A 25,104-nucleotide genomic window follows, 5' to 3' on the forward strand; every position below is an offset into this window, starting at 1 on the left:
GGCTGCCCTTCGGGGCGGCCGGCGCTTTCGCGTCCCTGCCCCTCCCCCCACTCTTCACCCCCGCCCACTCTCCGCCTGAGCGCCCCAGTGGGCGTTCAGTGTCGGATTGGGCGCCAACGCGATTCCTGCAGGGCGCTGAGTGTCGCCACCCGGGGCTCAGCGCTTGCGAAACTGCACCGGTTCCTCGACATGTGGCGCCCACGCCGCGCGCTCGTCCTCCGTCAGCCGGCGCGGTCGTTCAGACGCGGCGTCGATCAGCACCAGAGTCGTCGACGCCCGCGCGAACACCTGTTGCTCTCCCGGGCCGACCGGCGAGCACACCTCGTAGCAGATCTCGATGCTTGCTCCTCCGAGCCGACCGATCCACAGCTGCACGTCGAGCGGACGGCGCAGGAACGGCACGGGCGCGAGGTATTCGATCTGCAGGCCGGCGATCAGAGTGATGGTGTCCGCGCCCGGCCCGCCCGCGATCACCGCCGTGGAGGCGACGTCGTCGCCGTCAACGGCTCCCGCATCGGCCCAGAAGACCCGGATGCGCGCCTCCTCGAGCAGCCGCAGCATCTCGGCGTTGTTGACGTGGCCGTAGGCGTCGAGGTCGGACCAGCGCAGCGAGATCGGGACGTGAATGCGGCTCATGTGGTCACGCTAGCGGCCGAACGACACTCAGCGCGCTCCAGGACTCACAGGGGCGCCAAACACGACACCCACCGCCCTCCACCGCGCTAAGGCGGAAGACGGGGTGGGTGTCGCGAGCGTTGGAGGCAGGCGCTAGTCGCGCGTGAGCTTGCGGTAGGTCACGCGGTGCGGACGGGCCGCATCGGCACCCAGGCGCTCGATCTTGTTCTCCTCGTACGCCTCGAAGTTGCCCTCGAACCAGTACCAGTTGGACGGGTTCTCGTCGGTGCCCTCGTAGGCCAGGATGTGGGTCGCGACGCGGTCGAGGAACCACCGGTCGTGCGAGACCACCACGGCGCAGCCGGGGAACTCCAGAAGCGCGTTCTCGAGCGAGCCGAGCGTCTCGACGTCCAGGTCGTTGGTGGGCTCGTCGAGGAGCAGGACGTTGCCACCCTCCTTGAGCGTGAGTGCGAGGTTCAGACGGTTGCGCTCACCGCCGGACAGGACGCCGGCGGCCTTCTGCTGGTCGGGTCCCTTGAAGCCGAACGCGCCCACGTAGGCACGCGAGGGCATCTCGACGTTGCCCACCTTGATGAAGTCGAGACCGTCGGAGACGACCTCGAACAACGACTTCTTGGGGTCGATGCCGCCGCGACTCTGGTCGACGTAGCTGACCTTGACCGTCTCGCCGATCTTGAGGTCGCCGCCGTCGAGCGGCTCCAGGCCGACGATGGTCTTGAACAGCGTGGTCTTGCCCACGCCGTTGGGGCCGATCACGCCGACGATGCCGTTGCGCGGCAGCGAGAAGGACAGGCCGTCGATGAGAGTGCGGTCGCCGAACCCCTTGTTGAGGTCCTTGGCCTCCAGCACGAGCGAGCCCAGACGCGGGCCCGGCGGGATCTGGATCTCTTCGAAGTCGAGCTTCTTGGTGCGCTCGGCCTCGGCGGCCATCTCTTCGTAGCGACCCAGGCGGGCCTTGGACTTGGTGCGCTTGCCCTTGGCGTTGGAGCGCACCCACTCGAGCTCTTCCTTGAGTCGCTTGGAGAGCTTGGCGTCCTTCTTGCCCTGAACGGCCAGGCGCTCCTGCTTCTTCTCCAGGTAGGTCGAGTAGTTGCCCTCATAGGGGTAGAGGTGGCCGCGGTCGACCTCGCAGATCCACTGGGCGACGTGATCGAGGAAGTACCGGTCGTGAGTGACGGCCAGGACCGCACCCGAATACTTGGAGAGGTGCTGCTCGAGCCACAGCACGGACTCGGCGTCAAGGTGGTTGGTGGGCTCGTCGAGCAGCAGCAGATCGGGCTTCTCGAGCAGCAGCTTGCACAGCGCCACGCGACGGCGCTCACCACCGGAGAGCACCGAGACGTCGGCGTCGGGCGGCGGGCACCGGAGTGCGTCCATCGCCTGCTCGAGCTGGCTGTCGAGGTCCCATGCGTCGGCGTGGTCGAGCTCCTCTTGGAGAGTGCCCATCTCGGCCAGCAGCGTGTCATAGTCCGCGTCGGGGTTCGCCATCTCCTCGGAGATCGCGTTGAAGCGGTCGAGCTTGCCCTTGATCTCGGCCACGCCCTCCTCGACGTTGCCGAGGACGGTCTTCTCTTCGTTCAGCGGCGGCTCCTGCAGGAGGATGCCCACCGTGTACCCGTCGCTGAGCCGGGCCTCGCCATTGGACGGCTGCTCGAGCCCCGCCATGATCTTGAGGATCGTCGACTTACCGGCGCCGTTGGGGCCGACCATGCCGATCTTCGCGCCTGGGTAGAACGACATCGTGACGTCATCGAGGATGACCTTGTCGCCGTGCGCCTTGCGCGTCTTGTACATCGAGTAGATGAACTCTGCCACTGCAACTCCGTGAGGTCTTTGGGTGGCGCCGATGCGCCTGCTGACATACCTCCACCAGCCTACGCGGTCTGCGCTCGCCGCCTCACGGAAGAGGGCCCGGAGCCCCGCGCGCCGACGAGGGGTTGCCGACGCGCGGGGAGTCTGGTCACACCAGTGCCGCTGGTCGTCCGTCGGCCTCTTCCTCGGCATCCTCACTGTCCTCGGCCGGGTCCGTGATCGGTGCGGTGTCGTCGTCGGGAAGCGAGTCGACCGGCTCGTCCTCCGGCGCCTCCTCCTCGCCGCCGGTGACGACAGCCCTGGTGAAGGTCGCGAGGCCCTTGGTGAGGTCGTGGCCCACGCACGTGGCGTCGAGCTGCAGGCCCCAGTGCGTCACCTTCTGCGCATCCGTCCACTCGTTGGTGCGCAGCCGGCCCTCGACGATCACGGGCTGTCCCGTGCGGACCGACTCCGCGACGAGACGCGCGCTGTCGCGGAACACCCGCACCGTGAACCACTCCGTGTTGCCGTCGGTCCACTTGTCAGTGCTGCGGTCGAAGTATCGGGACGTCTGCGCGAGCCTGAACGTGCACATGGTCGGCCCTGCACCGTCCCGCGTCACCACCAGCCGCGGGTCAGTGGCGACCCACCCGGTCACCGTCATGGTCAGATCCTTCATGCTGCCTCCTCGACTCGTGCCGCTGTCTGCGGCTGAGCCCAGGCTGATCCGTGAGAGTCGCGCTCCGCGCGGGCGTCCGTCACGTCTCGTGGAGAGCTGTCGGCGCCTCCGCAGTGGGGACGGCCGCGCGGCACCCGGAGCACGCGCTCCGAGTGCCGCGCGGACTCGTCACTCCTCGCGGCGGCGCGACCGCAGCACGAGACCGAGCGCCAGCAGGGAGAACGCCAGGACGACGAGCCACCAGACGGCACTGGCGGGACCGGTGCTCGACAGGTCGCCGCTCACTCCGCCATCAGCCGACCCCGCGCCGTCGCCGCCCGCCGAACCGCCGGTGCCATCCGCGCCGCCTCCAGCTCCGCCATCGGCCCCGGCGCCGGAGCCATCGCCCGAGCCGTCCCCAGACCCGGTGCCCGCATCGGCCGCAATGCTGAACGACATCGCGACGGGCGACCCGTCACGCGTGCCGATGCTCGGGACCAGTTGAAGCGCGTACGTGCCAGCGGCCGAGATCGGAGAGTCGAGCACGATCGTCCACGACCCGTCCTGCGCGACCGTCGAGGTCCCCAGCACCGTCGCGCCGGGTGTCGCCGAGGCGATGCCCGCCGCGCCCACGGCCCCGGGAGTCTCGACGCGCACCTCGGCACCGGGGTGCCCCGTCCCGGAGAACTCCTTCACCACCGTGCCTGCAGGCAGGTCGCCCGTCGGCACTTCGCCGAGCTCGAAGGCGCTGTCGAGGTCCGCGCGCTGGATGAGGAACTCGGAGGGCGCGAGGGCGTGGTCGACGATGCGCGTCTCGCCCACGCAGCCGTTCCACCCGTTGTTCGCCTCGTCGTAGTTCCAGTTGGTGCCGATCGCCCACGGGTAGCCGTCGTTGAAGGTCATGCCGTCGTGATTGACGGCGTTGCGCAGGACGGGCACTCCGTCGACGTACATGATCGTCGTGTGCGCCGTCGGGTCGTTGACCACGGCCACGTGGTGCCAGTTCCCGGTCATGATCTCGCCCGACCATACGGACGTGGTGCCCGTCCACGAGGCCCCCTGCGACGTGCCCCACTGGAACTCGCGCAGGTCGGAGACCGAGAAGAACGCGGGGCCCATCTCGAAGTCGTACCGCTCCCATTCGATGGGAAGCGTGGACCGTCGCCCGGTACGGGTGAGCCAGCCGCCCCACCGGTTGTCCTCAACCGTCCACTCCTCGGACAGGTACACGAAGGACTCGACGGTGTAGCCGGCCTCGAACGCGGCGCGCGTCACGGGCACCTCGTAGTCGGTGGTGACGTAGTTGAGCGTGCCGTCCTGGCGCGAGGTGTCCGCGAAGCAGATTGCGCCCCGGTCCGACGAGAGGTGGGCCACGTTCTCGTGCGTGATGGTGGTCTGCTCCACCTCCGCAGGAGCGTTGATCTGGTCGAGCGGGAGCCGGTGCATGGGGTTGTCGCCGGTCTCATCCGGGACCACACCGCCCTCGGGCAGCACGCCCTCGTCGATCGCACCGAAACGCCAGTGCGCGAGAGTGCCTTCCACCTCGGGGTAGTCGGCGCGGCTGCCCGCGGCGACCAGCGCGCCGGCACCATCGCCGCCCTCCCAGCCCTCGGAGGCGATCTCCTTCGCACGCTCGGACAGGTCGCCGAACGAGCCGTCACCGGGCCCGAAGTCAGGCGCGAATCCCGCGAACCGCTCCTCGAAGTCGATGTCGAGGGTGAAGTCGGCCTGCGGGCCGCTGAACACGGGTGTGTCGGCCGGGGTGAGAGACGCGTCGCGCTTGACGGTCACCCACGGCGAGATGGTCGCGAAGTCGATGACGCCCGCGTCGAGGTCGAACTCCATCACGCCCATGATGCCGTTGCCGCCGTCGGCCGCCATCTGGGTGTCGAGCAGCAGCTGGTGCACCTCGTGTCCCGCATCGTTGGTGAGCACACGCCGGGTCTGGCCGTGGAAGTGGCCGTTCAGCGTGATGAAGATCTGGTCATTGGTGCGGATCAGCTGCTGCCACATCTCCTGGCCGAACCAGAAGTCCGTCGCCCCGCCCGTGGCCTTGTCCGCGTCGATGATCGCGTGCGAGGTGAGGATGGTCGGCAGGGTCGGGTGCGCGTCGAGCACGCCCTGAGCCCAGGCCCACGTGTCCGCGGATGCCAACCACCCGATGGCGAGCACCAGGAACTCCTGGCCCTCGGCCTCGAAGACATACGCGTTCGAGTAGCCGTTCTGGTGGGAGGAGACCCAGGTGGCGCCGTCGTCGATGCGGCTCGCGGGGAAGCGTGCGAGGTAGTTGGCGGCGTTGGCCTCGGAGCTGCGCGCGCCCATGTTCGCGACATCGTGGTTGCCGGGAAGGATCGAGAAGTCAGCGCCGCCGTCCTCGAGCCGCGAGATGGCGCGGTCCGCTGCGGTCCACTCGCCTGCGACACCCTGCTGGTCGACCACGTCGCCCAGGTGCAGCGTGAACGCAGTGTTGAGCTCCTCGTCATGCTCGACGATCCAGCTGGTCTGCACCTCGAACGGGTCGGTGCCGTACTGAGGGAAGAACTGCTCTGCGGAGTACCGCGAGTAGAACTGGGTGTCGGGCAGGACCGCCACGGAGAAGCGCGATCCGCCGTCCTCCACGGCCGATGCGGCGGTCAGCCCGGCGGCGTCGAGGGCGGCGCCGCTCAGGGGTTCGGCGACGGCAGGCGTGAGAGCGCCGGCCGTGCCGAGCGCGGCACCGGCGAGGATCGCCGCCCAGCCGCGGGCGGAGCGTGGGGTGAGGGGGGAGGTCAGCATGTCGAAGTCTCTTCTCGTCTGCCAAGGAGGGGTGTCGTCGGTGGTGCGCAGGGCGCAAGGGAGTGAGGTCGGGCGCTCACGGCGCGACCGGCCCCCATGCCTCGAGTTCGGCCAACTGCATCCACGAAGCGTCGGACTTGTGCTCGATCACGGCGCGGAACCCCGTGGCCAGCACCGCGTCGAAGTCCGTCTCGAGCACCAGGCGACCGCCGGTGTTCTGCACCGTTCCGGCTGAGGTGTCGACCCAGCCGCCGCCCATGGTCCGGTATTGGAAGGTGACCGCCCCGATGTTGTCCGCCGACGACATCTCGTAGATCGCCGCCGCATCGAGCTGTCGCGGCTGGTCGAAGTAGAACGCGACCCAGTTGGGGTTGATGCGATTGGCCGCTCCCCCGGCCCTCCAGTCGCCGAAGCCCTCGGCCGTGAGGTCGCCGTCGGTCAGGCCAGGCCTGGGGTCGCTGGCGGAGAAGCTCCAGCCGCGCACGTTCGTGTCGCGCAGCACATTGGAGCGGGCGGGCTCGGAGAGGGTGATCTCGAGCGTGGCGGCGAATCCGAGATCCGCGACGGCGTGGACTGTGACGGTGCCGGGGTTGGCGAGCATCGCCGGCGTGAGAGCGTCCCAGTCCCACGCGACGTCAGCGGTCACCGTCATGCTCGAGCCGCTGATCCGCCGCTGGACCTGGGTGGGGGCGTCGAGCCGCAGCGACTCGACGCGCACGCCGGCGAAGCTGTCGATCGTGGCGGGGACGGCATCGCCCACGGTGCCGACCGTGTACTCGGCCTCGACCACCACCTCTTCTCCGAGCAGACCGGTCGCGGTGCCCGTGAAGGCCACCACGCCATCGCTCTGCCAGGCCGAGGCGGACGGCAGGTCCCAGTCGATGCCCGCGAGCTCGACCGTGGCGCCCCAGCCGTAGCGGCCGGTGATGGCATCCGGAACCAGCGGGGCAGCGCCCGGTGCGACGAGCTCGCCCACTGCGTCCGCGACCGCCACCGGGGTGTGCACTCGCCAGGACTGGTTGGTGCCGTAGTCGTTGTCGTCGTATGTCGCGATCCGGGCCCCCTCGGCGGTGGACCAGTCGTAGAGGTCCAGCGCCTGGTCGACGCCGTCCAGCGGCTCTCCGTTGACGACCTTCGACGCCGAGCCGTTGCTGGTGACGATCCAGGTCGCGCGCGGCAGCGCGGCGGCCTCGGTCACGGGGAGGTCCAGCACCTCCAGGGACCGGGAGCCGTCGACCCGCGCCAGCACGCGGCCGGCTGAGTCGGCCAGCACGAACGTGTCGGCCTCGCCGTCGAGCGCGTGCAGGTGGATCACCTGCCCGCTGAGCGTGGTGGCGTCGGCGCCGATGGTGCGGCTCTCGAGGGGCCAGGTCGCGTCAGCGATCGTGGCGGCCTTGCCGGGCGCGTGCACGCTTTCGAGCACCACCGTCATCGTTGCGTCATCGGCCAGGACGCCCGATGCGCGCGCAGCGAGCGCGCTCTCGAGCGCCGGGGAGGCGGTCGGGGAGGGGCTCGCCACGGGGGCGGCGGAGGCCGTCACCTCCGGTGTCGGCGAAGGCGAAGGGCTCGCGCCGGCGACTGACGCGCCGACCCCCAGGCCGATGAGTGACACAAGCCCGGCGGCGATGCCGGCGGCGCTTGTGAAGCGCTTCGAAAGGTGCATGAGGGTCCTGTCTCCTTGTGCGAGCCGCCCGCGCGGACGGTCGCCGGCGCAGGGAGACTCGCGCCATCACAAGTGAGTCGGCACCGCGGCCGGGGGGGGGATGACACGCGATGACGACACCCGGAACGCTAGGTGTGATCCGTCACACACGCAACGCGCGAGGTTACGAGAAAGTGACGGCCTACCTGGGCTTTTGCAGGGGTCGCCCTGTGGTATTCGGGCGGCGTGTCAGCGCACCGAAGGTAGCGATCAGGTGTCCGCCGTCATGAAACTTTCACGGAATAGTCATGTGTCCGCGAGTCGCAGGGCGAGGCGACGCAGTGCGGGACTCAGCCGCGACCGAGCTCGCGCGCACGCGCGGTCGCGGCGCCCACCCCGGCGGCGAGCGCCTCGGCCAGCCCGTGGTCGGCGAAGGCCCCGAGCGCGGCCGCCGTCGAGCCTCCCGGGCTCGTGACCTCGTCGCGCAGGTCGCCCGGGTCGCGGCCGGTCGATTCGAGGTACGCCACCGCTCCCCCGATCATCGCGGGCACCATGCGCGCCGCCTGCTCCGCCGACAGCCCCTGAGAGACCGCGGCCGCGCTCAGCGCCTCGATCACGGCGTACACATAGGCAGGCCCGGAGCCGACGACGGCAGAGAAGGCGTCAATGAGCTCCTCGTCCAGGGCCTCGACGGCGCCCGTCGGGGCGAACATCTCTCGCACCCGCGCAGCGGCCCCCTCCGGCGCCCCCGCCGCGACCGCAAAGGCCGTCACCCCGCGCCCCACCGCCACGGGCGTGTTCGGCATCGTGCGCACCAGCGCGACGCCCTCAGGAAGCACCGGCGCAAGGTCCGCAAGCCGCACCCCGCCCGCGACGGACACCACGAGCGTCCCCGGCGCGAGGGCATCGGCGATCTCGTTCGCGAGGGCCACGATCGCGTGGGGCTTGACGCCCAGCACCACCACGTCGGCCCCGGCCACGGCGTCCACGTTCGCGGTCGGCGTGTCGGCGATTGCGACATGCGACACGTGCGGGAGCCCCTGCGCCCACGCCGGACGGGACGAGCCCGTGGTGAGCCGCAGCTCGGGCGCGGGCTCAACGGTCGCCCAGCGACGCGCCAGCGCGCCCGCCATGTTGCCGGCGCCGAGCACCGCAATCACGCGGCGGCGCGGACTCATGCGGCGCCCTCCTGGTCCAGTTCCGTGAGTTCGTCGAGCGCCCGGTAGGCCTGGTGAATAGTCTCGGTGGGCTCCAGCACAGCCGGCAGCACCTCGCGCCTGACCGCGTCGCGTCCCACCTCGAGCGTGCGCTTGCGCGCGGACGATGCGGCGGCGGGCTTCCCGAACAGCGCCCGCCAGCCGTGCACCGGCTCGATCGTCGGCCAGTGCGCGTCCTCGAGCGACTCCTCGATGCGGCGCGCCAGGTCGGCGGCGCCCTCGACGGCCTCCGAGACCACCTGTCGCCACGCGACCGGAAGTCCTTCCGTCGCGGCGTCGATCCAGTCGAGGCGCTCGCGCTCGACGGTGTGCACCGGCGCACGCCACGTGCTGCTCAGGTCTCCGTGAGCGCCTCGCGCACGCGCGGCCGCCGCATCGGCCCTCGCATCCACGCCTGCGGCACGGGCGAGCGCGGCGATCAGCTCGTCGACATCGGGCAGCTGCGGGTCGGCATCCTTCGCCAGCGCCCCCGCGAGTGAGCGACCGGCGCTGACCAGGTCTGACCGCACTGCCTCAGCGGCGACGGTGCGCGCGGAGACCGCTCCCGCCAGCTCGGCCCGCAGGATGTCCAGGCCGTGCCCCGTACGCGCGGACACCGGCATCACCGGCACCTGCGTGAGCCCATCGACGGCGAGCAGACGCTGCAGATCTCGTGCCACGGCCCAGGCGTCCTCGGTGGACAGCCGGTCCACGTGGTTCAGGACCACCAGGGACGGACGGTCGCGCTCGGACGCAGCCTTCAGATAGAACTGATGCAACGCGTGATCGGCGTACTTCTGCGGGTCCACCACCCACAGCAGCAGGTCCGCCATCGGCACGATGCGGTCCACGATCTCCCTGTTCGCCGCATTGATCGAGTCGTGGTCGGGCAGGTCGAGGAGCACCATTCCTGACAGCGTCGCCTCGTCATCGGAGTCGAGCTGGTCGATCTCCCGCCCGAGCCGCCGATCAGGCGACACCTCCAGCCAATCGAGCAGCGCATCGGCCCTGTCCCCCCACACTGCCGCGCTCACGTGCGAGGTGGTGGGGCGGGCGACGCCGGGAACCGCGAACTCGCGGCCCACGATCGCGTTGAACAGGCTGGACTTGCCCGATCCCGTGCCGCCGGCGAGCGCGACCACGGTGAAGTCGACGCCCATCGCGAGCCGCTGGTCGCACCGCTCGATGGTCGCGCGCACCTCCTCGCGCACGCCGACGGGAATCGCCTCGGACGCCCACTCCATCGACGAGCGCAGGCGCGCCACCCGCTCGACGAGCACGGTCGTCTCGGAAGGCGGCTCGACGTGCTCGAACTGGATGGTCACATCAGTCCCCTGAGCTCAGCGCGGCGCAGGCGCACCGACGACGAGGCCTCCGGAAGCAGCGACGTGACGTCGGTGGGACGCATCATGTCGAGCGCCTCGCGGTTGATGCAGTAGCGGCGTGCCCCGGTGAGCTCCGCGCGCGACAGGTGGAGGACGTCGCCCAGGCTGGGGGTGACGAGGGTGCCCAGCAGCATGCGCGCCGGCTCCACGCCCAGCGCGGCCGATGCGAGGGTCGCCGCGAGCCCGTCCTCACCGAGGACCTCGGCGCCCCGGGAGGCGCCCGGCAGGCGCATCACCTGTTCACGGATCTTGGACAGCCACGCGCGGGTCGCGTCGGCGGCGCGGCGCTCGCGCATCACGCGGGCGTCGCGCGGGTCTCGTTGGGCGGCGAGCCACCGGCCGGGCGACTCGTCGCCGTGCGTGAGCGCCGTGACCATGGCCTCCGACGCCGAGTCGGCGTCGCGAGCGAGGGTCGCCTCGACGGCCTCGATCACCTCGATCTCGATCACGCGCAGCGCCTCGTCGCGCAGCTCGCGCGCGCTGCGACGCTTGGTCCAGGCGCTGTTGCGCAGCTTGTGGAGCGGACCTCCCTCGGCGCACGCGGTCTCCCAACGGGCCTCGAGAGAACCCGTGGGGACGGCCTTGTACCAGGCCTCCCCGCCGGCGGCCTCGGCCCGTGCCGCGCAGCGGCGCACCTCGGAACGGACCTCCTTGGCCGCAGCCGCCTGGTCGTCCATGCGCTCGGCGAGGGTCTCGAGCCACTCCTTGAGAGACTCGGTGGCGCCGTGCATGGTGCGCTCCACGATGGTCGCGGCGGAAGCCGCCGCCACGCCCTCGAGCCACCGGCCCAGGCCGCCCACGACGTCGTGGGGCAGGCGCGCACCGCCCTCGGTGTCCTCGGGAATCACGAACAGCGGAAGCGCCTCGAGAGACTCGCTCGCGAGCCGGTCCACGAGCTCGCGCCGCACTTGCGCCGCGACGTCGACCGTCACGCGATTGAGCACCATGGCGATGGACGCCCCGCGCTCGGCACCACGCCGGAGGGCCTCCCACGGCACGGCGTCGCCGTAGCGGGCGGCGGTGGTCACGAAGATCCAGAGGTCCGCGGCTTCGAGCAGCTGCTCGGCGACGTGACGGTTCTCGCCCCGCACCGAGTCCAGATCTGGTGAGTCGATCAGCGCGAGCCCGCGCGGCACGGCCTCGGTCGCGATGACCTTGGCCTCGTGCGCGATCGAGCTCAGCACGTCGGCGTCGAGGGGGTGGTGGAAGACGTGGGGCACCTTCGTGGTGGGTCGCAGCACCCCCGACGCGGTCAACTGCTCGTCGAGCAGCGCATTCACCACGGTGGACTTGCCGGCGCCTGTCGACCCCGCGACCACCACGATGGCGGGGGACGCCTCTTCGCGCACGCGCGGAATGAGGTGGTGATCGAGCTGGTCGAGCATATGTGCCCGCAGCTCTCTGGTGCTCTCGGCGTCGCCGAGCGGGATCGGCAGCTCGATGCCCGCCACGACGTCACGGGTGTCCACAAGAGCGTCGAGGAGCGCGCCGGGATGCGACCATGTCTTGATCGGCCGGATCGTCATGCCGGTATGGTCCCTCCTCCTCGCGCAGGCGTGCCGCGAGCGCAGTGATCAGGTTACCGTGCCCACGTCCCGAGCCTCACATCGTCACGCCTGGTTCCGCCCCATAACGCGAGCACGGACGGCCGATGCGCGGGCGGGGTCGCTTTTCCGGGTGGCGAGGGTGCCAGTACGCTGGGGATTCGTGCCTCGCGCACGCCCGTCGCCCCCGTAGCTCAATGGATAGAGCAACGGCCTTCTAATCCGTAGGTTGCAGGTTCGAGTCCTGCCGGGGGCACCCCTCCTGACCCCTCCCCACGCCTGGGGCCGCCCACGGCATCCTCACGGGCACACCTGCCAGGAGTCACGCGTTCACTCAGCAGCGCCGCGGCCATTCCGTGGCCGCAGACTGGAGGCCACGCCCGTGCACCGCGTATCTGAGATCGGCGGATCTGACGTCGGCGCATCGACCGCCCCCGGACGAGACGCCGGTGAGGGCGACCCCACGTCCGTCGCGGGCGACGGAGTTCAGGCCACCCGGGAGGAGATCGCCCACATGCGCGATCTCTACCAGTTCGGCATCGACGAGGTCCTCACCAAGGTCGACATCCTGCGACGGGAGTTCGAGCGCAGCCACGAGTACAGCCCCATCGAACACGTGCGTTCGCGGCTCAAGAGCGTGGACAGCATCATCGCGAAGGCACACCGCATCGGCTGCGATCCCACTGTCGACGAGCTGCGGGCCAGCATCGCCGACATCGCCGGCATTCGCATCACCGCGACGTTCGTCTCGGACCTGTACTGGGTCGCCGACATGCTCGCGCACCAGCCCGACCTCACCATCGTGACGGTCAAGGACTACGTCGCTGAGCCCAAGCCGAACGGCTACCGGTCACTGCATCTGATCGTGCAAGTGCCGGTCTTCCTGTCCTCCACCACCGAGCACATCACCGTCGAGCTCCAGATCCGCACCATGGCGATGGACTTCTGGGCGAGCATCGAGCACAAGCTGTTCTACAAGTACCGCCACGACATGCCTGCGGACCTCGCGAGCGAGCTCGCCGATGCGGCGCGACTGGCGGCCACACTCGACGAGCGCATGGGCACCCTGCGCGACGAAGTCCGCCCGATGCCGGTCCAGCTGAGCGACGAGGCGACGCTGAGTGCCGGGCGGGAGTCCGGTCAGCCGATGGTGACGTCGCGCGTCGAGTCCCGCACCACGAGCTGAGTCGGCAGCGGCGTGTCCGCAGATTCGTCAGCTCCCTCCTCGAGAGCGACGAGCACCTTCTGCATCATCATCTGGCCAAGCGCCGCGAAGTCCTGTCGCACCGTCGTCAGCGGCGGGTACAGGTAGGCTGCTTCGGGAATGTCGTCGAATCCCACGATGCTGACGTCGTCGGGCACCAGCAGGTCGCGCCGGCGCAATGCTGACATGAGACCGATCGCCATCTGATCGTTCCCGACGAACACCGCGGCGCCGGGGCCGAGGTCAAGCTCCGCGCCGATCACGAACCCCGACTCCGCCGTCCAGTCGCCGTGACGGGGCTCGACCGCGTCGAGACGTCGCGCCGCCAGTTCGTCTCGCCAGCCTCGCACCCGCTCGATCGCATCGGTCGACTGCTCCGGACCCGCGAGGTGAAGGATGTGCGTGTGGCCCAGCTCGGCGAGGTGGCGTACGGCGGCCCTCGCCCCGCGGTACTGGTCGATCGCCACGAGCTGAGGGCCGCGCCGCGCGGTCGACGCGGCCACGACGAGCGGCACTCCCAGGTCCAGCGCGCGGACCATTTCCAGCACCTCTGCGTCGTTGACGACGATCACCACCGCGTCGACGCGCTGACGCAGCAGACCCTCGACGGCTCGCTTGGCGGTCTCGGGATCGCGCTCCCCCGTCGAGACGGTGTCGACGCTGTAGCGGGCGTCGCGAGCGGCGCGGTTGAAGTGCATCGCGATCGAGCTCGGCCCGTAGTCCACCGAACCCGAGGTGATGAGGCCGATGGTGCGGGTGCGGCGAGTGACCAGTGCCCGGGCCGCCGGGGACGGGCTGTAGCGCAGCTGCTTCATCGCCTGCTCGACGCGCTCTTTTGTCGCCGGCCGCACGTTGGGAAGCCCGTTGATCACCCGCGAGACGGTCTGGTGGGAGACGCCGGCGAGGCGCGCGACATCGAAGATGTTCGCCGCGCGGGCCGGCTTCTCTTGCGCCACGCAGTCCCCCTCAGGCTTCCGGCAGGTCCGGCTGCGCCACCAGCGCCAGCAATGTGTCGGGGTTCAGACTATCCGCCGTCAGAGTCTCGGCGACGCGCCCCTCGCGCAGGATCGCCACCCTGTCGCCGACGCGCAGTACCTCCTCGAGCTCCGCCGAGATGAAGATCACGGCCAGGCCGTTGTCCGCGAGCTCTCCGACCAGGTTCTGGATCTCGACCTTCGCGCCCACGTCGATGCCTCGGGTCGGCTCATCGAGGACCAGCACGCGGGGCGAGAGCGCGAGCAGGCGGGCCAGCATCACCTTCTGCTGGTTGCCGCCGCTCAGCGTGCCGACCTTGCGATCCGGATCGGACGGACGGATGCCGAGTGCGTCGATCCAGCTCATCGCGAGCTCCCGTTGACGCGCGAGCGGGATGCGGCGCATGGCTCCCTGCTGCGCCTGCACGGCGAGCACGATGTTCTCGAGGATCGAGAGCTCCGGCAGGAGTCCCTCGGTCCGCCTGTTCTCGGACGAGTAGACGACGCCGATCTGGAGCGCGTGCCGGGGAGATTCGAGCCTCACCTCGCTCTTCTCGATGCGAATGATCCCCGACTGCGGCCGGTCGATCCCCGTCAGCGCCCGGGCCAACTCGGTGCGCCCCGAGCCGAGGAGGCCCGCGAGGCCCAACACCTCACCCTCGGCGACATCGATGTCAGCGTCGACGATCCCCGGCGCGCTGGTGATGCCGCGGGCACTGAGGAAGGGGTCCGGCGGGAGGTCGGGCTCGACCACGCGTTCGCGAGTCGCGAACTCGGCGACGTCGCGGCCCAGCATCTTCTGCACCAGATCGATCCGCAGCAGCTCGGTGGTGAGGTACTCCCCCACGAGCGCACCGTCCCGGAGCACGGTGACGCGATCGCAGATCTCGTAGACCTGGTCCAGGAAGTGGCTGACGAACAGAATGGCGACGCCGCGCTGCTTCAGGTCGCGAATGACGCGGAACAGTTCCGCGACCTCGTCCGTGTCGAGGCTCGAGGTGGGCTCGTCGAGCACCAGCACCCTGAGGTCGGTGGAGATCGCGCGCGCAATGGCGACCAGCTGCTGCACCGCGAGCGAGTGACTGCCCAGGATCGAGGCCGGGTCGATGTCGAGGCCGAGCCCGTCGAGGACCTCGCTCGCCTGACGCCTCATGGCCGCGTTGTCGATGAGGCCGAAGCGCCGGGGCTCGCGGCCAAGCCAGATGTTCTCCGCCACGGACAGGTTGGGGAGCAGGTCGACCTCTTGGTAGACCGTGGACACGCCGGCGGCCTGCGCGGCGTGGGGCGTGGCGAACTGCACCGACTCGCCGGCCAACGTCAGGGAGCCTTCGTCGAGCGGCAGCACTCCTGTGATCGCCTTGATCAGCGTGGACTTGCCGGCGCCGTTCTCTCCCATCAGGGAGTGCACCTCGCCGGGGAACATCCGGAAGTCGACGCCGTCGAGCGCGGTGAACGCGCCGAAGCGCACCGTCGCACCCTCCAGCTCCACGAGCGGCTCTGCCCCGTCCACGGAGCCATCCTGGCACGGTGGACGGGGCGAGACCACATCGCTGAGAAGAACGGGACTCGCGGTCACCGAGATCTGTCGGAGCGCGCCACGATGGCCCGCTGGACCACGATGAACAGCAGCAGCAACGCACCCACGATGATGTGGGTCCACGACTGCTCGGCGCCCATGAAGTTGATGATCGTGTTGATGGTGCCGAAGACGAACACGCCGATCATCGAGCCGAGCACGTAGCCGCGACCTCCGCTCAGCAGGGTGCCGCCGATCACGACGACCGCGATCACGTCGAGCTCGGTGCCGATGCCGTTGCGTGGGTAGCCGGAACCGGTGTAGGCCGTCAGCACCAATCCGGCGAGTCCGCCGCAGAGGCCGCTGATCACGTACACCATCACCTTGGTCCGGGCGACGTTCAGTCCCATGAGGCGAGCGGACTGCTCGGAGCCGCCCACCGCATAGACCGTGCGACCGAACCGCGTGAAGTGCATGACGAGCGCGCCGACGATCACGGTGAGCAGGGCGATCACACCCGTCGGTGCGATGTAGAAGTCACCGAGCGTGAACCGGGTCGACCCCAGCCACAAGAGGACGGGGTCCTCGACGCGGATCGACTGCAGGCTCACCACGTACGCCAGGCCCCGCCCAAGAAACAGCCCGGCCAGCGACGCGATGAACGGCTGCACGTTGAAGTACTGCACCAGCACTCCGATGAGCAGCCCGATCGCGACGCCAGAGAGCAGCATCACGGGGATCACGATGACGAACGGCACACCGCTCGCGAACAGGCTGGCTCCGAAGATGCCGGTGAAGGCCATCACGGACCCGACCGAGAGGTCGATGCCGGCGGTGACGATCACGAACGTCATGCCGACCGCCAGCACCATCAGGTACGCGTTGTCGAGCAGCAATGCGGACATGTTGCGGCCGGTGAGGAAGTTGCCGAAGTAGATCTCGGCGCCCGCGAGCAGCGCGATCAGGATCGTGATGGCCGCGAACGTGGGAAGCACCGAGGCGTAGCGACTCGTGAAGGTGCCGATCATGCCCTTGGCGCCGGCGCCTGATGCGCTGCTGGTGGTGGTCGTGGCGTCGGTGGCACTCATGCCGCCACCTCCTTCCGGTCATCGGTTCTCGGCTTGGCACCCACGCCCATGCGGCGCCCTGCCGCACGGCCCCAGGCGTGGACTCGGGGCGCCTGCAGAAGCACCACGACGACCACGACGACGGCGAAGAACACGGGGGCCTGCGCGGGCGGGACGCCGAGGAACAGGATCGCCTTCTCCAAGGCCTGGACGGTCATCACGCCGATGACAGTGCCGGCGATCGAGAACTTGCCGCCCATCAAGGACGTGCCGCCGAGCACCACCGCAAGGATCGCGTACAGCTCGATGAGGTAGCCCGCCGAGTTGGCGTCCGCCGCCATCGTGTTCGAGGCGTAGATCACGCCTGCGATGCCAGCGAGAACTCCCGAGGCGATGTAGGCGCTCCAGATGATGCCGCGTGAGCGCACCCCTGCGAGGCGGCTGGCCTCGGGGTTGATGCCCACCGACTCGGTGAGCATGCCCAGCGCGGTGCGCCGCTCGAGCATGCTGACCACCACCACGGCCGCGACCCAGATGAAGAACGCGATGGGCAGGATGATCAGATAGCCGCTCGCGATGAACTTGTACGGTGCGCTGTTGACGGTGGTGATCTCACCGCCGGTGATCAGCAGCGCGACGCCACGGCCGGCGAGCATGAGCACCAAGGTGGCGATGATCGGTTGGATGCCGATCACGGAGACCAGGAACCCGTTCCACACCCCGAGCACCAGGCCCACGACCACGGCGACGATGACGGCGACGACCACGGTCCCGACGCTCCCTGGGTTGGGAGAGTCGTCGATGATCGTGAGCGCGACCGCTCCCGAGACCGCCATGATCGCGCCGACGGACAGGTCGATGCCGCGTGTGGCGATGACCAGAGTCATGCCGAGCGCGACCAGCATCAAGGGGGCGCTGTCGCGCAGGATCGTGATCGGGTTGCCGTACAACTGGCCGTCGCGGATGGTGATCCGTGCGAAGTTGGGGTTCGCGATCGTGTTGACCACGAGCAGGGTCACCAGCGCCGCGGCGGGCCAGAACAGGCGGTGTCTGAGGATTCTCACCGCGACACGCTCCCTTCTTCGGAGTGGGCGATGTAATCCACGAGCCCGTCAAGGTCCACCTCATGAGCATCGAGCTCGCCGACGGCCTTGCGGTCACGCAGCACGATGACGCGCTGCGCGAGGCGCAGCACCTCCTCGAGCTCGGACGAGATGAAGATGACGGACAGTCCCTTCTCGGACAGCTCGGCGACCTTGCGCTGGATGTCCGCCTTGGCACCGACGTCGATGCCACGGGTGGGTTCGTCAAGGATCAGCAGTTCGGGAGCCGTCGCGAGCCAGCGAGCCAGGAGCACCTTCTGCTGGTTGCCGCCCGAGAGATTGCCGATGGGCACATGGGGGTCCGCGGGGCGCACGCCGAGCGCTTCCATGTACTCAGCGACCACCGCGTCCTGCTCGGCCTTCGAGACACGGCGCAGCCACCCACGACGCGCCTGGATGCCGAGGATCATGTTCTCGGCCACCGTCAGGTCGGCGACCACTCCCTCGCCTCGGCGGTCCTCGGAGGAGAACGCGATGCCGTGGTCGATGGCGTGGCGCGGGCTGTGAATGCGGACAGATGTGCCGTCCACCGCGACCTCACCGGTCTCGGCGCGGTCGGCGCCGTACAGCAGGCGCACCAGTTCCGTGCGGCCGGATCCGAGCAGCCCTGCCAGGCCGACGACTTCGCCGTCGTAGACCTCGAGGTCCGCCGGCTCGAGCATGCCTCGCTTGCCGAGCCCGGTCGCCTTGACGATGGGCGTGCCGGTGCGATCGATCTCGCGGTCCGCGCGATCCGAGATCGCCGCGAGGTCCTCGAGCTCTCGCCCGATCATCTCGGCCACCAGAGCGTCCTTGGGAAGGTCGGCGGCAAGGTGCTCACCCACGAGCTGGCCGTTGCGCAGCACCGTGATGCGGTCGGAGATCTCGTAGACCTGATCCAAGAAGTGGCTGACGAACAGGATCGCCACGCCAGAATCGCGAAGGTCGCGGATCACCGCGAACAGCTGCTCGACCTCACCTCGGTCGAGACTCGAGGTGGGCTCGTCGAGGATCAGCACCTTGGCGTCCAGCACCATGGCGCGGGCGATCGCGATGAGCTGTTGAATGGCGATGGAATGGCTGCCGAGCTCAGACCTCGAGTCGAGCCGGAGCCCCAGACCCGCGAGGTGCCTCTCGGCCTCCGAGTGCGTAGCGCGCCAGTCGATCCCGGCACGGCCGCGCTTCTCGTGCCCCAGCATCACGTTCTCACCCACCGAGAGGTTCGCGCACAGGTTCACCTCTTGGTACACGGTGGAGATGCCGGCTGCTTGAGCGTCGGCGGTGGCCTCGAACCGGCGCTCGCTCCCTGACACAGCGATGGTGCCGCTGTCGATCGCGTAGACGCCGGTGAGGGCCTTGATCAGCGTGGACTTGCCGGCCCCGTTCTCTCCCATCAGCGAGTGGATCTCGCCGGGGATGAGTCGGAAGTCGACGCCGTCGAGCGCCAGTACTCCGGGGAATGCGATGGTGATGCCGCGCATCTCGACGATGGGCTGGACTTCGGTGTCCGCAGGCATGGGCGTTACGACCTCTTCGTCTCGTAGGTGGACCCGTCGGGGGACCGGCTCGCGCCGGCCCCCCGACGGGGTTCACAGGATCATGCTGTCAGACGACCAGGGCCGTCGGACGGATTCCTGGGATCAGTACGGACGGGAGTCGATGACCTCGGCGGCCTGCTCCTGAGTGAAGGACTGGTCCTCCACGAACTGAACCTTCTCGACCTCTTCGCCGTTCAGGACAGCCTTGACGAGCTCGGCAGCCTTCTCACCCAGCAGCGGGTTGCACTCGACGATGAAGTTGATCTTGCCGTCGACCAGGGCCTGCATGCCGTCCTTGACGGCATCGATGGTGACGATCTTGATGTCCTCGCCGGGCTTTCCGCCCGCCGCCTCGATCGCCTCGATCGCACCGAGACCCATGTCATCGTTGTGTGCGTAGACCAGGTCGATGGCGTCGATGCCGTAGTTGGCGATGTAGCCCTCCATGACGGACTTGCCGCCATCACGGGTGAAGTCACCGGTCTGCGAGTCGAGAGTCTCGATGGCCGAGCCAGCGATGGCCTCGTTGAAGCCCTCCGCACGGTCGTTGGCCGGAGCCGAGCCCGTCGTGCCCTCCAGCACCACCATGTTGGTGGGCTCGTCGCCGAACTCCTGGACGGCCCACTCGCCGGCCTTCACTCCCTCGGCCTTGAAGTCGAGGCCGACCCATGCGGCATACAGGTCCTCCGGCGCCGTGACCGTGCGGTCCTCGAGGATCACCGGGATTCCGGCGTCCTGAGCTTCCTTGAGCACGTCGTCCCAGCCGTCTTCGACCACCGGGGCGATGACGATCGCGTCGACGCCCTGGTTGATGAAGTTGCGCACGGCGGAGATCTGGGCCGCCGGGTCGTTGTCGGCCGCGTTGAAGACGAGATCGAAGCCGTTCTCCTCCGAGAACGCGCTCTGCATGGACTCCGTGTTGGCCGAACGCCATCCGGACTCGGCACCGGTCTGCGCGAAGCCGACGGTGATGGTCTCAGTGGTCTCGCCGCCTCCGGTACCGCCGGTGGCTGCGTCGTCTGGCGTGTCGCCGTCTCCGTCGCTCGAGCATCCCGCGATGGTCAGCGCCGCCGCTCCTGCAAGTGCAATGGTGGACAAGAACCTTTTCCTCATACCAAGAACCTCCTCGTTCTGGTCCGGCTGCGTTGCCGGGTGGGGGTGGTTTCCCTCCGTGCCGCGTTGCGGCCGGTGTCTGAATATTAGCGCTCACATTTGGGGTCCCCGCAACCGCACCGCGGTCACGATTGAGTAACGAAGATCGACCCGTCTCCGCACGAAGCGCGCGTTTCGGCACCGACAGCGCTTGCATCATGTGAAGGTTCACTTGGGAGCCCTCACATTCCCGCACCGCGATCGCTCGAGGCATGGCGTCACCCGCGGCCGCATGGGCGATCTGCGCCGCACGCGCGGTGCAGGCGGCGCGCTCTCGGAATCCGCGACGCTCGGTGCGCGTTGTGCCGACGTCTGCTCCACACGAAAGGCCATCCATGACAGCCCCGTCTCTGTTCTCGCCGCTCACGCTGCGCGGCACCACCTTCCGCAACCGACTGTGGGTCGCTCCCATGTGCCAGTACTCGGTCGAGGAGCGGGACGGCGTGCCGACCGACTGGCACCTCGTCCACCTGGGCGGCATGGCGCGCGGAGGCGCCGGACTGGTCGTCGCAGAGGCGACCGCGGTGCTCCCCGAGGGCCGCATCACTCCGTGGGACACCGGCCTGTGGAACGACGAGCAGCGCGACGCGTGGGCACGGATCGTGTCCTTCATCCACTCTCAGGGCGCAGCCGCAGGCATCCAGCTCGCCCACGCGGGCCGCAAGGCCTCCACCCATCGCGGCCAGGAGGGCCGCGGCGCGGTCACGCCCGCCGAGGGCGGCTGGGAGCCCCTAGGCCCGTCCGACCTGCCCTTCGCGGGTCTCGCGGAACCCGCGGCCATGTCCCACGCCCAGATCGCCGATGCGGTCGCCGCCTTCGGCACCTCTGCTCGCCTCGCGCTCGACGCGGGTTTTGACGTCCTCGAGCTGCACGCCGCTCACGGCTACCTCCTGCACGAGTTCCTGTCGCCCCTCAGCAACGACCGCACGGACGAGTACGGCGGCTCGCTCGAGAATCGCGCCCGCATCGTTCTTGAGTCGATGAAGGAAGTCAGGCGCGTCGCTGGTGAGAACGTGCCGGTGTTCGTGCGATTGTCCGCGACGGACTGGATGGAGCCTGAGGGCTGGACCCTCGAGGACACCGTGGCCCTGTCGGGCTGGCTGCGCGAGGCGGGCGCGGACCTCATCGACGTCTCGTCCGGCGGCAACGTCCCCGACGCGCGCATCACGGTCGGGCCGGGCTACCAGGTGCCCTTCGCTGCCGAGGTGCGCGAGCGAGCGAGCGTGCCGACGAGCGCCGTGGGGCTCGTGACTGACCCAGAACTGGCCGCACACGTCGTTGCCACCGGCCAGGCCGATGCGGTGATGGCGGGGCGCGAGTTCCTCCGCGATCCGCACTTCGCCCTGCGTGCGGCACACGAGCTCGGCGTCACCGTGGACTACTGGCCCACCCAATACGAGCGCGGCACCTTCGCGGACCGTCCCGCCTGAGCCACCCCACGCGACTGCCCGGCGGTGATGGCTACCGCCGGGCAGTCGCGTGGCGGCCCTACTCGAAGCGCGTCGACTCGAGTTCCGTCGAGCGGCGCACCGCGCCGAACGAGGCCGTGACGGACGCCGCCGCGATCGCAAGCGCCGCCGCGATCGCCCACCAATACCGCGGGTCAGGCCAGTCCACGCTCAGCCCATTGCCGAGCACCTCGATCATCAGCCACGCGACGCCGAAGCCGAGCCCGGCGGAGGCGAGCAGCGTGGCCGCGAGCGGCACCGTCGCCTCGATCGAGACCGTCGAACGCAGCTGACGCACCGGCATCCCGGCCAGACGCAGCAGACCGAACGTGCGCTTGCGGTCCAGCGCTGCGGCTGCCGTGGCGACCGCGAGCGAGAGTGCGGAGATGCCAATCGCGATGGCCATGCCGAGGTACGCCATGATGGCCAGCTCATTCGTGACCTCCGCCGTGCCCGCGTTGGCGTAATCCGCTCGGGTGAGCGGCGCGAGATCCGGGTTGGCCACGCCGAACAGCGCCGTACGGGTGCGTTCGATCGACGCCGTCGTGCCGTCGGTGACCGCAATCACGTACGAGACGTCGCCTCGCACGGCAGTCGAGGTCTCTCGAGGCGGTTCGATCGAGATGCCGCTCCCCTCACCGTTGTCCGCGAGCATGCCGAACACGTCGATGATCGCTCCTTCCGAGGAAGGCAGGTCGGTGGCGCCGATGGCTCGGGCGTCCGCGCGGGACATCAGCGCTCCGCTCGCCTCGTCTTCCTCCGGCCAGTACCCGATGGCCACGTGCTCGACCCCCTCGATGTCGCCCACGATGGCCCGTGCGGCCTCCGCGTCGACGCCGGGTCCGGCCGAGGCCGCCACTGCATGCGGATCGAGAAGGCCGGGCCGGTCCTTCGGCTCGATCAGGCCCTGAATCGCGCTGGCAGATCCCGCGAAAGCGCTCACGATGAACACCGCGACCACGAGGCCCGCCACCGAACGGAAAGTCGACCGCGGGTGCCGTTCGAGCCTCCCTGCGGCGACGACGGCGGAGGCGCGAGAGGCGAACCGGCGCAGTGCCGAACTCGCGACGCGAGTCAGCCACGGGCCTGCGATGACGATGCCGAAGGCGATCAGCGCGAATCCCAGGATGAGGCCATAGGACACGAGGACCACCGGACCGATGCCGCTTCTCGCCATCCAGGCGGAACCCACCATGAGCACGACGCCGAGCCCGAGGGTCAGCGCACGCCACGCCGTGACCCTCTTCTCCGCGCGTTCCCGTGTCGCTCCCGGCGCGCCCACGTCATCGTTGAAGGCACGCCACCACGCGGTGGCGGCACCCAGAGCGGTCACGCCTACCACCATCGCTGCGGTCCAGGCGAGCGACGGGGTGAGATCGGCGGCGTAGGTGGTGGCGCCGTTGAGCGTGAGCCGAGTCGCGAGCGGCGTCAGTGCCGCCGCGACGCCGACGCCCAGCACCGCGCCCACCGCGGACGCAGCAGCCATCTCCCACGCGGACAGCCACGCGACCGCACGCCGCCCCGCGCCGATCAGCCGCACTGTTGCGAACCTGTCGCGCCTCTCGGCGGCTCCGAGCTGCCCCACGATCGAGATCAGCAGGACGATCGGCACCAGGATCGCAATGGCGCCGATCGCGAGGATCACCTGAAAGGTGGTGGATGCGCTGTAGCGGGTCTCCGACGGGAAGCCTTCGAGCATCACTGCGCCGGCGCGGTTGGCGACGGCATCCCACCCCGCCCCCACCAGGACGGCTCGCTGGCTCGGGCCCTTGAGCATCTCTGCGGGGAGTTCTCCGAGGCGTTCTCCGTAGCGCTGCCCGAGCTGATCGGCCGGCGCTGCATCGATGACATCAATCATGGCGGCGGACGCGTAGTACTGGCCCGGAGCGGGCGGCGCGAGCCCGCTCGGCAGCGTCACGTCTGTGTCCGGGGCCGTCGCCATCCGCATCACGGAGATGATCGAGCCATCGAAATAGTCCTGGGACGACTGCGCAAGCATGACCGTCGAGGTCGCCGCCGGGACGATGACCTCGCCGTCCTCGGTGGCCTCGAGCCAGGCGCCCTGAGGATCGACCCACGCGGATCTGGCGTCTCGGTCCGGCATGTGCAGGAACGCACCCAGGAGGATGAGCAGCAACCCGACACCGAGAGAGACGCCCGCGACGATCCCCGCCAGCCTGCGGTAGGCCGCGCCCCCGTGAAGCACGAGGATGCGGGCGGCACCGGGCTTCACGCGGGCACCGGGGCGTACGCGCCCGACAGCAGACCGTCCCGCACGATGACCTCGCGGTCCGCGTAGGCGGCGGTGCGGGCGTCGTGAGTGATCAGCACGACAGTGGTGCCCGCCTCGCGCACCACCTCCAGCATCGCCCCCAGGACGCTCTCCGAACTGACCGAGTCGAGCGAACCGGTGGGCTCGTCGGCGAACAGGACGGCGGGACGGGTCACAAGGGCCCGAGCGATCGCCACCCGCTGCGCCTGCCCGCCCGACATCGACCCGGGAGACTTGTCGGCGTGGTCGCCCAGCCCGAGGCGGTCGAGCCAGGCGATCGCCTGGGTGTTGGCCGCGCGCCGGGAGCGCCCCGCCATCAGCAGCGGCAGGGCGACGTTGTCCGTGGCCGTGAGGTCCGGGAGCAGCTGCCCGAACTGGAAGACGAAGCCGATGCGCTGCAGCCGCACCTTTGCGCGCTGATCCGGGCTCAGGGCCGTGAGGTCCGTGCCATCCAGCACGACGCTGCCCGAATCGGGCGAGATCACGCCTGCGAGACAGTGCACCAGCGTGGACTTCCCTGAGCCTGACGGCCCCATGACGGCGAGCACTTCGCCGCGTTCGACGGACAGGTCGATGCCACGCAGGGCCTGAGTGGGTCCGAAGGACTTGGTGAGTCCCGTGGCGGTGATGATGGGGTCAGCCATGGCGGCGGACCTCCTTTCGCATGTCGGTCAGGCGGGCGCTGGTCAGGTCGATCCAGCGCAGGTCGGCCTCGATCTGAAAGAGGGCGTAGTCGATGGCGAGGCGGTCGAGCAGGGGTGCCCCCGCCTTGGCGGTCGTGAGCTCGCGCATGCGCGCCAGGTGCGCGTGACGCTGGATGTCGAGCAGCGCATCGGCATCGTCGTCGAGGACCAGAGCAAGGATCGTCTTGGCGAACAGGTTCGATTGCAGCGTGGGCGACGGGGTGTCGGGCTCGCGCAGCCAGGAGGCGAGCCTCGTGCGGCCCGCGTCGGTCACGGCATAGCGCTTGCGATCGGGGCCCGAGCCCGGCTCCTGACCGATCTGCTCGATCAGGCCGTCTCGGATCATGCGCGACAGGGTCGCGTAGATCTGTCCGTACGCGATGGTGCGGGCAGCACCAAAGATCGCGTCATAGCGGCTCTTGAGGTCGTACCCGTGGGTGGGGCCGGCGCTCATCAGCCCCAGGAGGGCGAGTGATCTGTCCATGGGGTAACTATAAACACGGTGTATACCCTGAGTGTCTATCGGGGATCACCCCGATAT

General features: G+C 69.4%; 19 protein-coding genes and 1 tRNA gene. 3 read left to right on the forward strand and 17 right to left on the reverse strand.

Annotated elements, in window-relative coordinates; genetic code table 11:
• Positions 1-156 precede the first annotated feature (156 nt).
• From AOP72_RS09320 to AOP72_RS09355, 8 genes are all read right to left on the reverse strand, one after another.
• The gene (locus AOP72_RS09320; RefSeq protein ID WP_062135431.1) at positions 157-636 is read right to left on the reverse strand and encodes an acyl-CoA thioesterase; all 480 of its coding nucleotides are present in this window, start codon (positions 634-636) and stop codon (positions 157-159) included.
• A gap of 132 nt (positions 637-768) precedes the next feature.
• Positions 769-2,451: an energy-dependent translational throttle protein EttA gene (gene ettA / locus AOP72_RS09325; protein ID WP_062135434.1), complete on the reverse strand. Its 1,683-nt coding sequence runs from the start codon at positions 2,449-2,451 to the stop codon at positions 769-771.
• Positions 2,452-2,596: 145 nt separating this feature from the next.
• Positions 2,597-3,106, reverse strand: coding sequence for a single-stranded DNA-binding protein (locus AOP72_RS09330; protein ID WP_062135437.1), 510 nt, complete (start codon positions 3,104-3,106; stop codon positions 2,597-2,599).
• 168 nt (positions 3,107-3,274) lie between these two features.
• Complete coding sequence (locus tag AOP72_RS09335) at positions 3,275-5,860, reverse strand: metallophosphoesterase (RefSeq protein WP_062135440.1); 2,586 nt, start codon at positions 5,858-5,860, stop codon at positions 3,275-3,277.
• Positions 5,861-5,936: 76 nt separating this feature from the next.
• Positions 5,937-7,523 carry a serine/threonine-protein kinase gene (locus tag AOP72_RS09340; protein WP_062135442.1) on the reverse strand — a complete coding sequence of 529 codons (1,587 nt, stop codon included), beginning with the start codon at positions 7,521-7,523 and terminating at the stop codon, positions 5,937-5,939.
• A gap of 329 nt (positions 7,524-7,852) precedes the next feature.
• Positions 7,853-8,680: a pyrroline-5-carboxylate reductase gene (gene proC, locus AOP72_RS09345; protein WP_062135445.1), complete on the reverse strand. Its 828-nt coding sequence runs from the start codon at positions 8,678-8,680 to the stop codon at positions 7,853-7,855.
• Entirely contained in the window at positions 8,677-10,023 is a 1,347-nt protein-coding gene (locus tag AOP72_RS09350; RefSeq protein ID WP_062135447.1) for a GTPase, read from the reverse strand. The genes proC and AOP72_RS09350 overlap by 4 nt, the downstream gene beginning before the upstream one ends.
• The gene (locus AOP72_RS09355) at positions 10,020-11,609 is read right to left on the reverse strand and encodes a GTPase domain-containing protein (RefSeq protein ID WP_062135450.1); all 1,590 of its coding nucleotides are present in this window, start codon (positions 11,607-11,609) and stop codon (positions 10,020-10,022) included. Before AOP72_RS09355 ends, AOP72_RS09350 begins: the two co-directional genes overlap by 4 nt.
• Positions 11,610-11,810: 201 nt before the next feature.
• Between AOP72_RS09355 and AOP72_RS09360 the strand changes: the two genes are divergently transcribed.
• Positions 11,811-11,883 (forward strand) — tRNA-Arg (locus AOP72_RS09360).
• A 126-nt stretch (positions 11,884-12,009) separates the two neighbouring features.
• Positions 12,010-12,813 carry a GTP pyrophosphokinase gene (locus tag AOP72_RS09365; RefSeq protein ID WP_238581653.1) on the forward strand — a complete coding sequence of 268 codons (804 nt, stop codon included), beginning with the start codon at positions 12,010-12,012 and terminating at the stop codon, positions 12,811-12,813.
• Here the strand turns inward: AOP72_RS09365 and AOP72_RS09370 are convergent.
• The 6 genes from AOP72_RS09370 to AOP72_RS09395 all read right to left on the reverse strand — a co-directional run bounded on the left by AOP72_RS09370 (position 12,768) and on the right by AOP72_RS09395 (position 20,121).
• On the reverse strand, positions 12,768-13,787 hold the full coding sequence (locus AOP72_RS09370) for a LacI family DNA-binding transcriptional regulator (protein ID WP_062135454.1): 1,020 nt from the start codon (positions 13,785-13,787) through the stop codon (positions 12,768-12,770). The genes AOP72_RS09365 and AOP72_RS09370 overlap by 46 nt on opposite strands.
• Before the next feature lie 10 nt (positions 13,788-13,797).
• Positions 13,798-15,315 (reverse strand): sugar ABC transporter ATP-binding protein, encoded by a 1,518-nt coding sequence (locus tag AOP72_RS09375; protein ID WP_062135457.1) that lies wholly within the window; start codon positions 15,313-15,315, stop codon positions 13,798-13,800.
• A 62-nt stretch (positions 15,316-15,377) separates the two neighbouring features.
• On the reverse strand, positions 15,378-16,409 hold the full coding sequence (locus tag AOP72_RS09380; RefSeq protein ID WP_084631665.1) for an ABC transporter permease subunit: 1,032 nt from the start codon (positions 16,407-16,409) through the stop codon (positions 15,378-15,380).
• Complete coding sequence (locus AOP72_RS09385; RefSeq protein WP_062135460.1) at positions 16,406-17,452, reverse strand: ABC transporter permease; 1,047 nt, start codon at positions 17,450-17,452, stop codon at positions 16,406-16,408. The genes AOP72_RS09380 and AOP72_RS09385 overlap by 4 nt, the downstream gene beginning before the upstream one ends.
• A complete protein-coding gene (locus AOP72_RS09390; RefSeq protein ID WP_062135463.1) occupies positions 17,449-18,987 on the reverse strand; it encodes a sugar ABC transporter ATP-binding protein in 1,539 nt (512 codons plus the stop codon). The genes AOP72_RS09385 and AOP72_RS09390 overlap by 4 nt, the downstream gene beginning before the upstream one ends.
• A 123-nt stretch (positions 18,988-19,110) precedes the next feature.
• Positions 19,111-20,121, reverse strand: a complete 1,011-nt coding sequence (locus tag AOP72_RS09395) for an ABC transporter substrate-binding protein (protein ID WP_062135466.1) — start codon at positions 20,119-20,121, stop codon at positions 19,111-19,113.
• 374 nt (positions 20,122-20,495) lie between these two features.
• On the opposite strand from AOP72_RS09395, the gene AOP72_RS09400 reads away from it, so the two are divergent.
• Complete coding sequence (locus AOP72_RS09400; RefSeq protein WP_062135469.1) at positions 20,496-21,590, forward strand: NADH:flavin oxidoreductase/NADH oxidase; 1,095 nt, start codon at positions 20,496-20,498, stop codon at positions 21,588-21,590.
• A gap of 58 nt (positions 21,591-21,648) precedes the next feature.
• On the opposite strand, the gene AOP72_RS09405 is transcribed toward AOP72_RS09400, so the two are convergent.
• Genes AOP72_RS09405 through AOP72_RS09415 form a run of 3 tightly spaced genes read right to left on the reverse strand, consistent with a single transcriptional unit; the run spans position 21,649 to position 25,047 of the window.
• On the reverse strand, positions 21,649-23,841 hold the full coding sequence (locus AOP72_RS09405) for an FtsX-like permease family protein (protein WP_062135472.1): 2,193 nt from the start codon (positions 23,839-23,841) through the stop codon (positions 21,649-21,651).
• Positions 23,838-24,524, reverse strand: coding sequence for an ABC transporter ATP-binding protein (locus AOP72_RS09410; RefSeq protein WP_062135475.1), 687 nt, complete (start codon positions 24,522-24,524; stop codon positions 23,838-23,840). The genes AOP72_RS09405 and AOP72_RS09410 overlap by 4 nt, the downstream gene beginning before the upstream one ends.
• Positions 24,517-25,047, reverse strand: coding sequence for a PadR family transcriptional regulator (locus AOP72_RS09415; RefSeq protein ID WP_062135477.1), 531 nt, complete (start codon positions 25,045-25,047; stop codon positions 24,517-24,519). The genes AOP72_RS09410 and AOP72_RS09415 overlap by 8 nt, the downstream gene beginning before the upstream one ends.
• Positions 25,048-25,104: the final 57 nt, after the last annotated feature.

The sequence above is a fragment of the Demequina aestuarii genome, assembly GCF_000975095.1.
In the GTDB taxonomy this organism is placed as follows: Bacteria; Actinomycetota; Actinomycetes; order Actinomycetales; family Demequinaceae; genus Demequina; species Demequina aestuarii.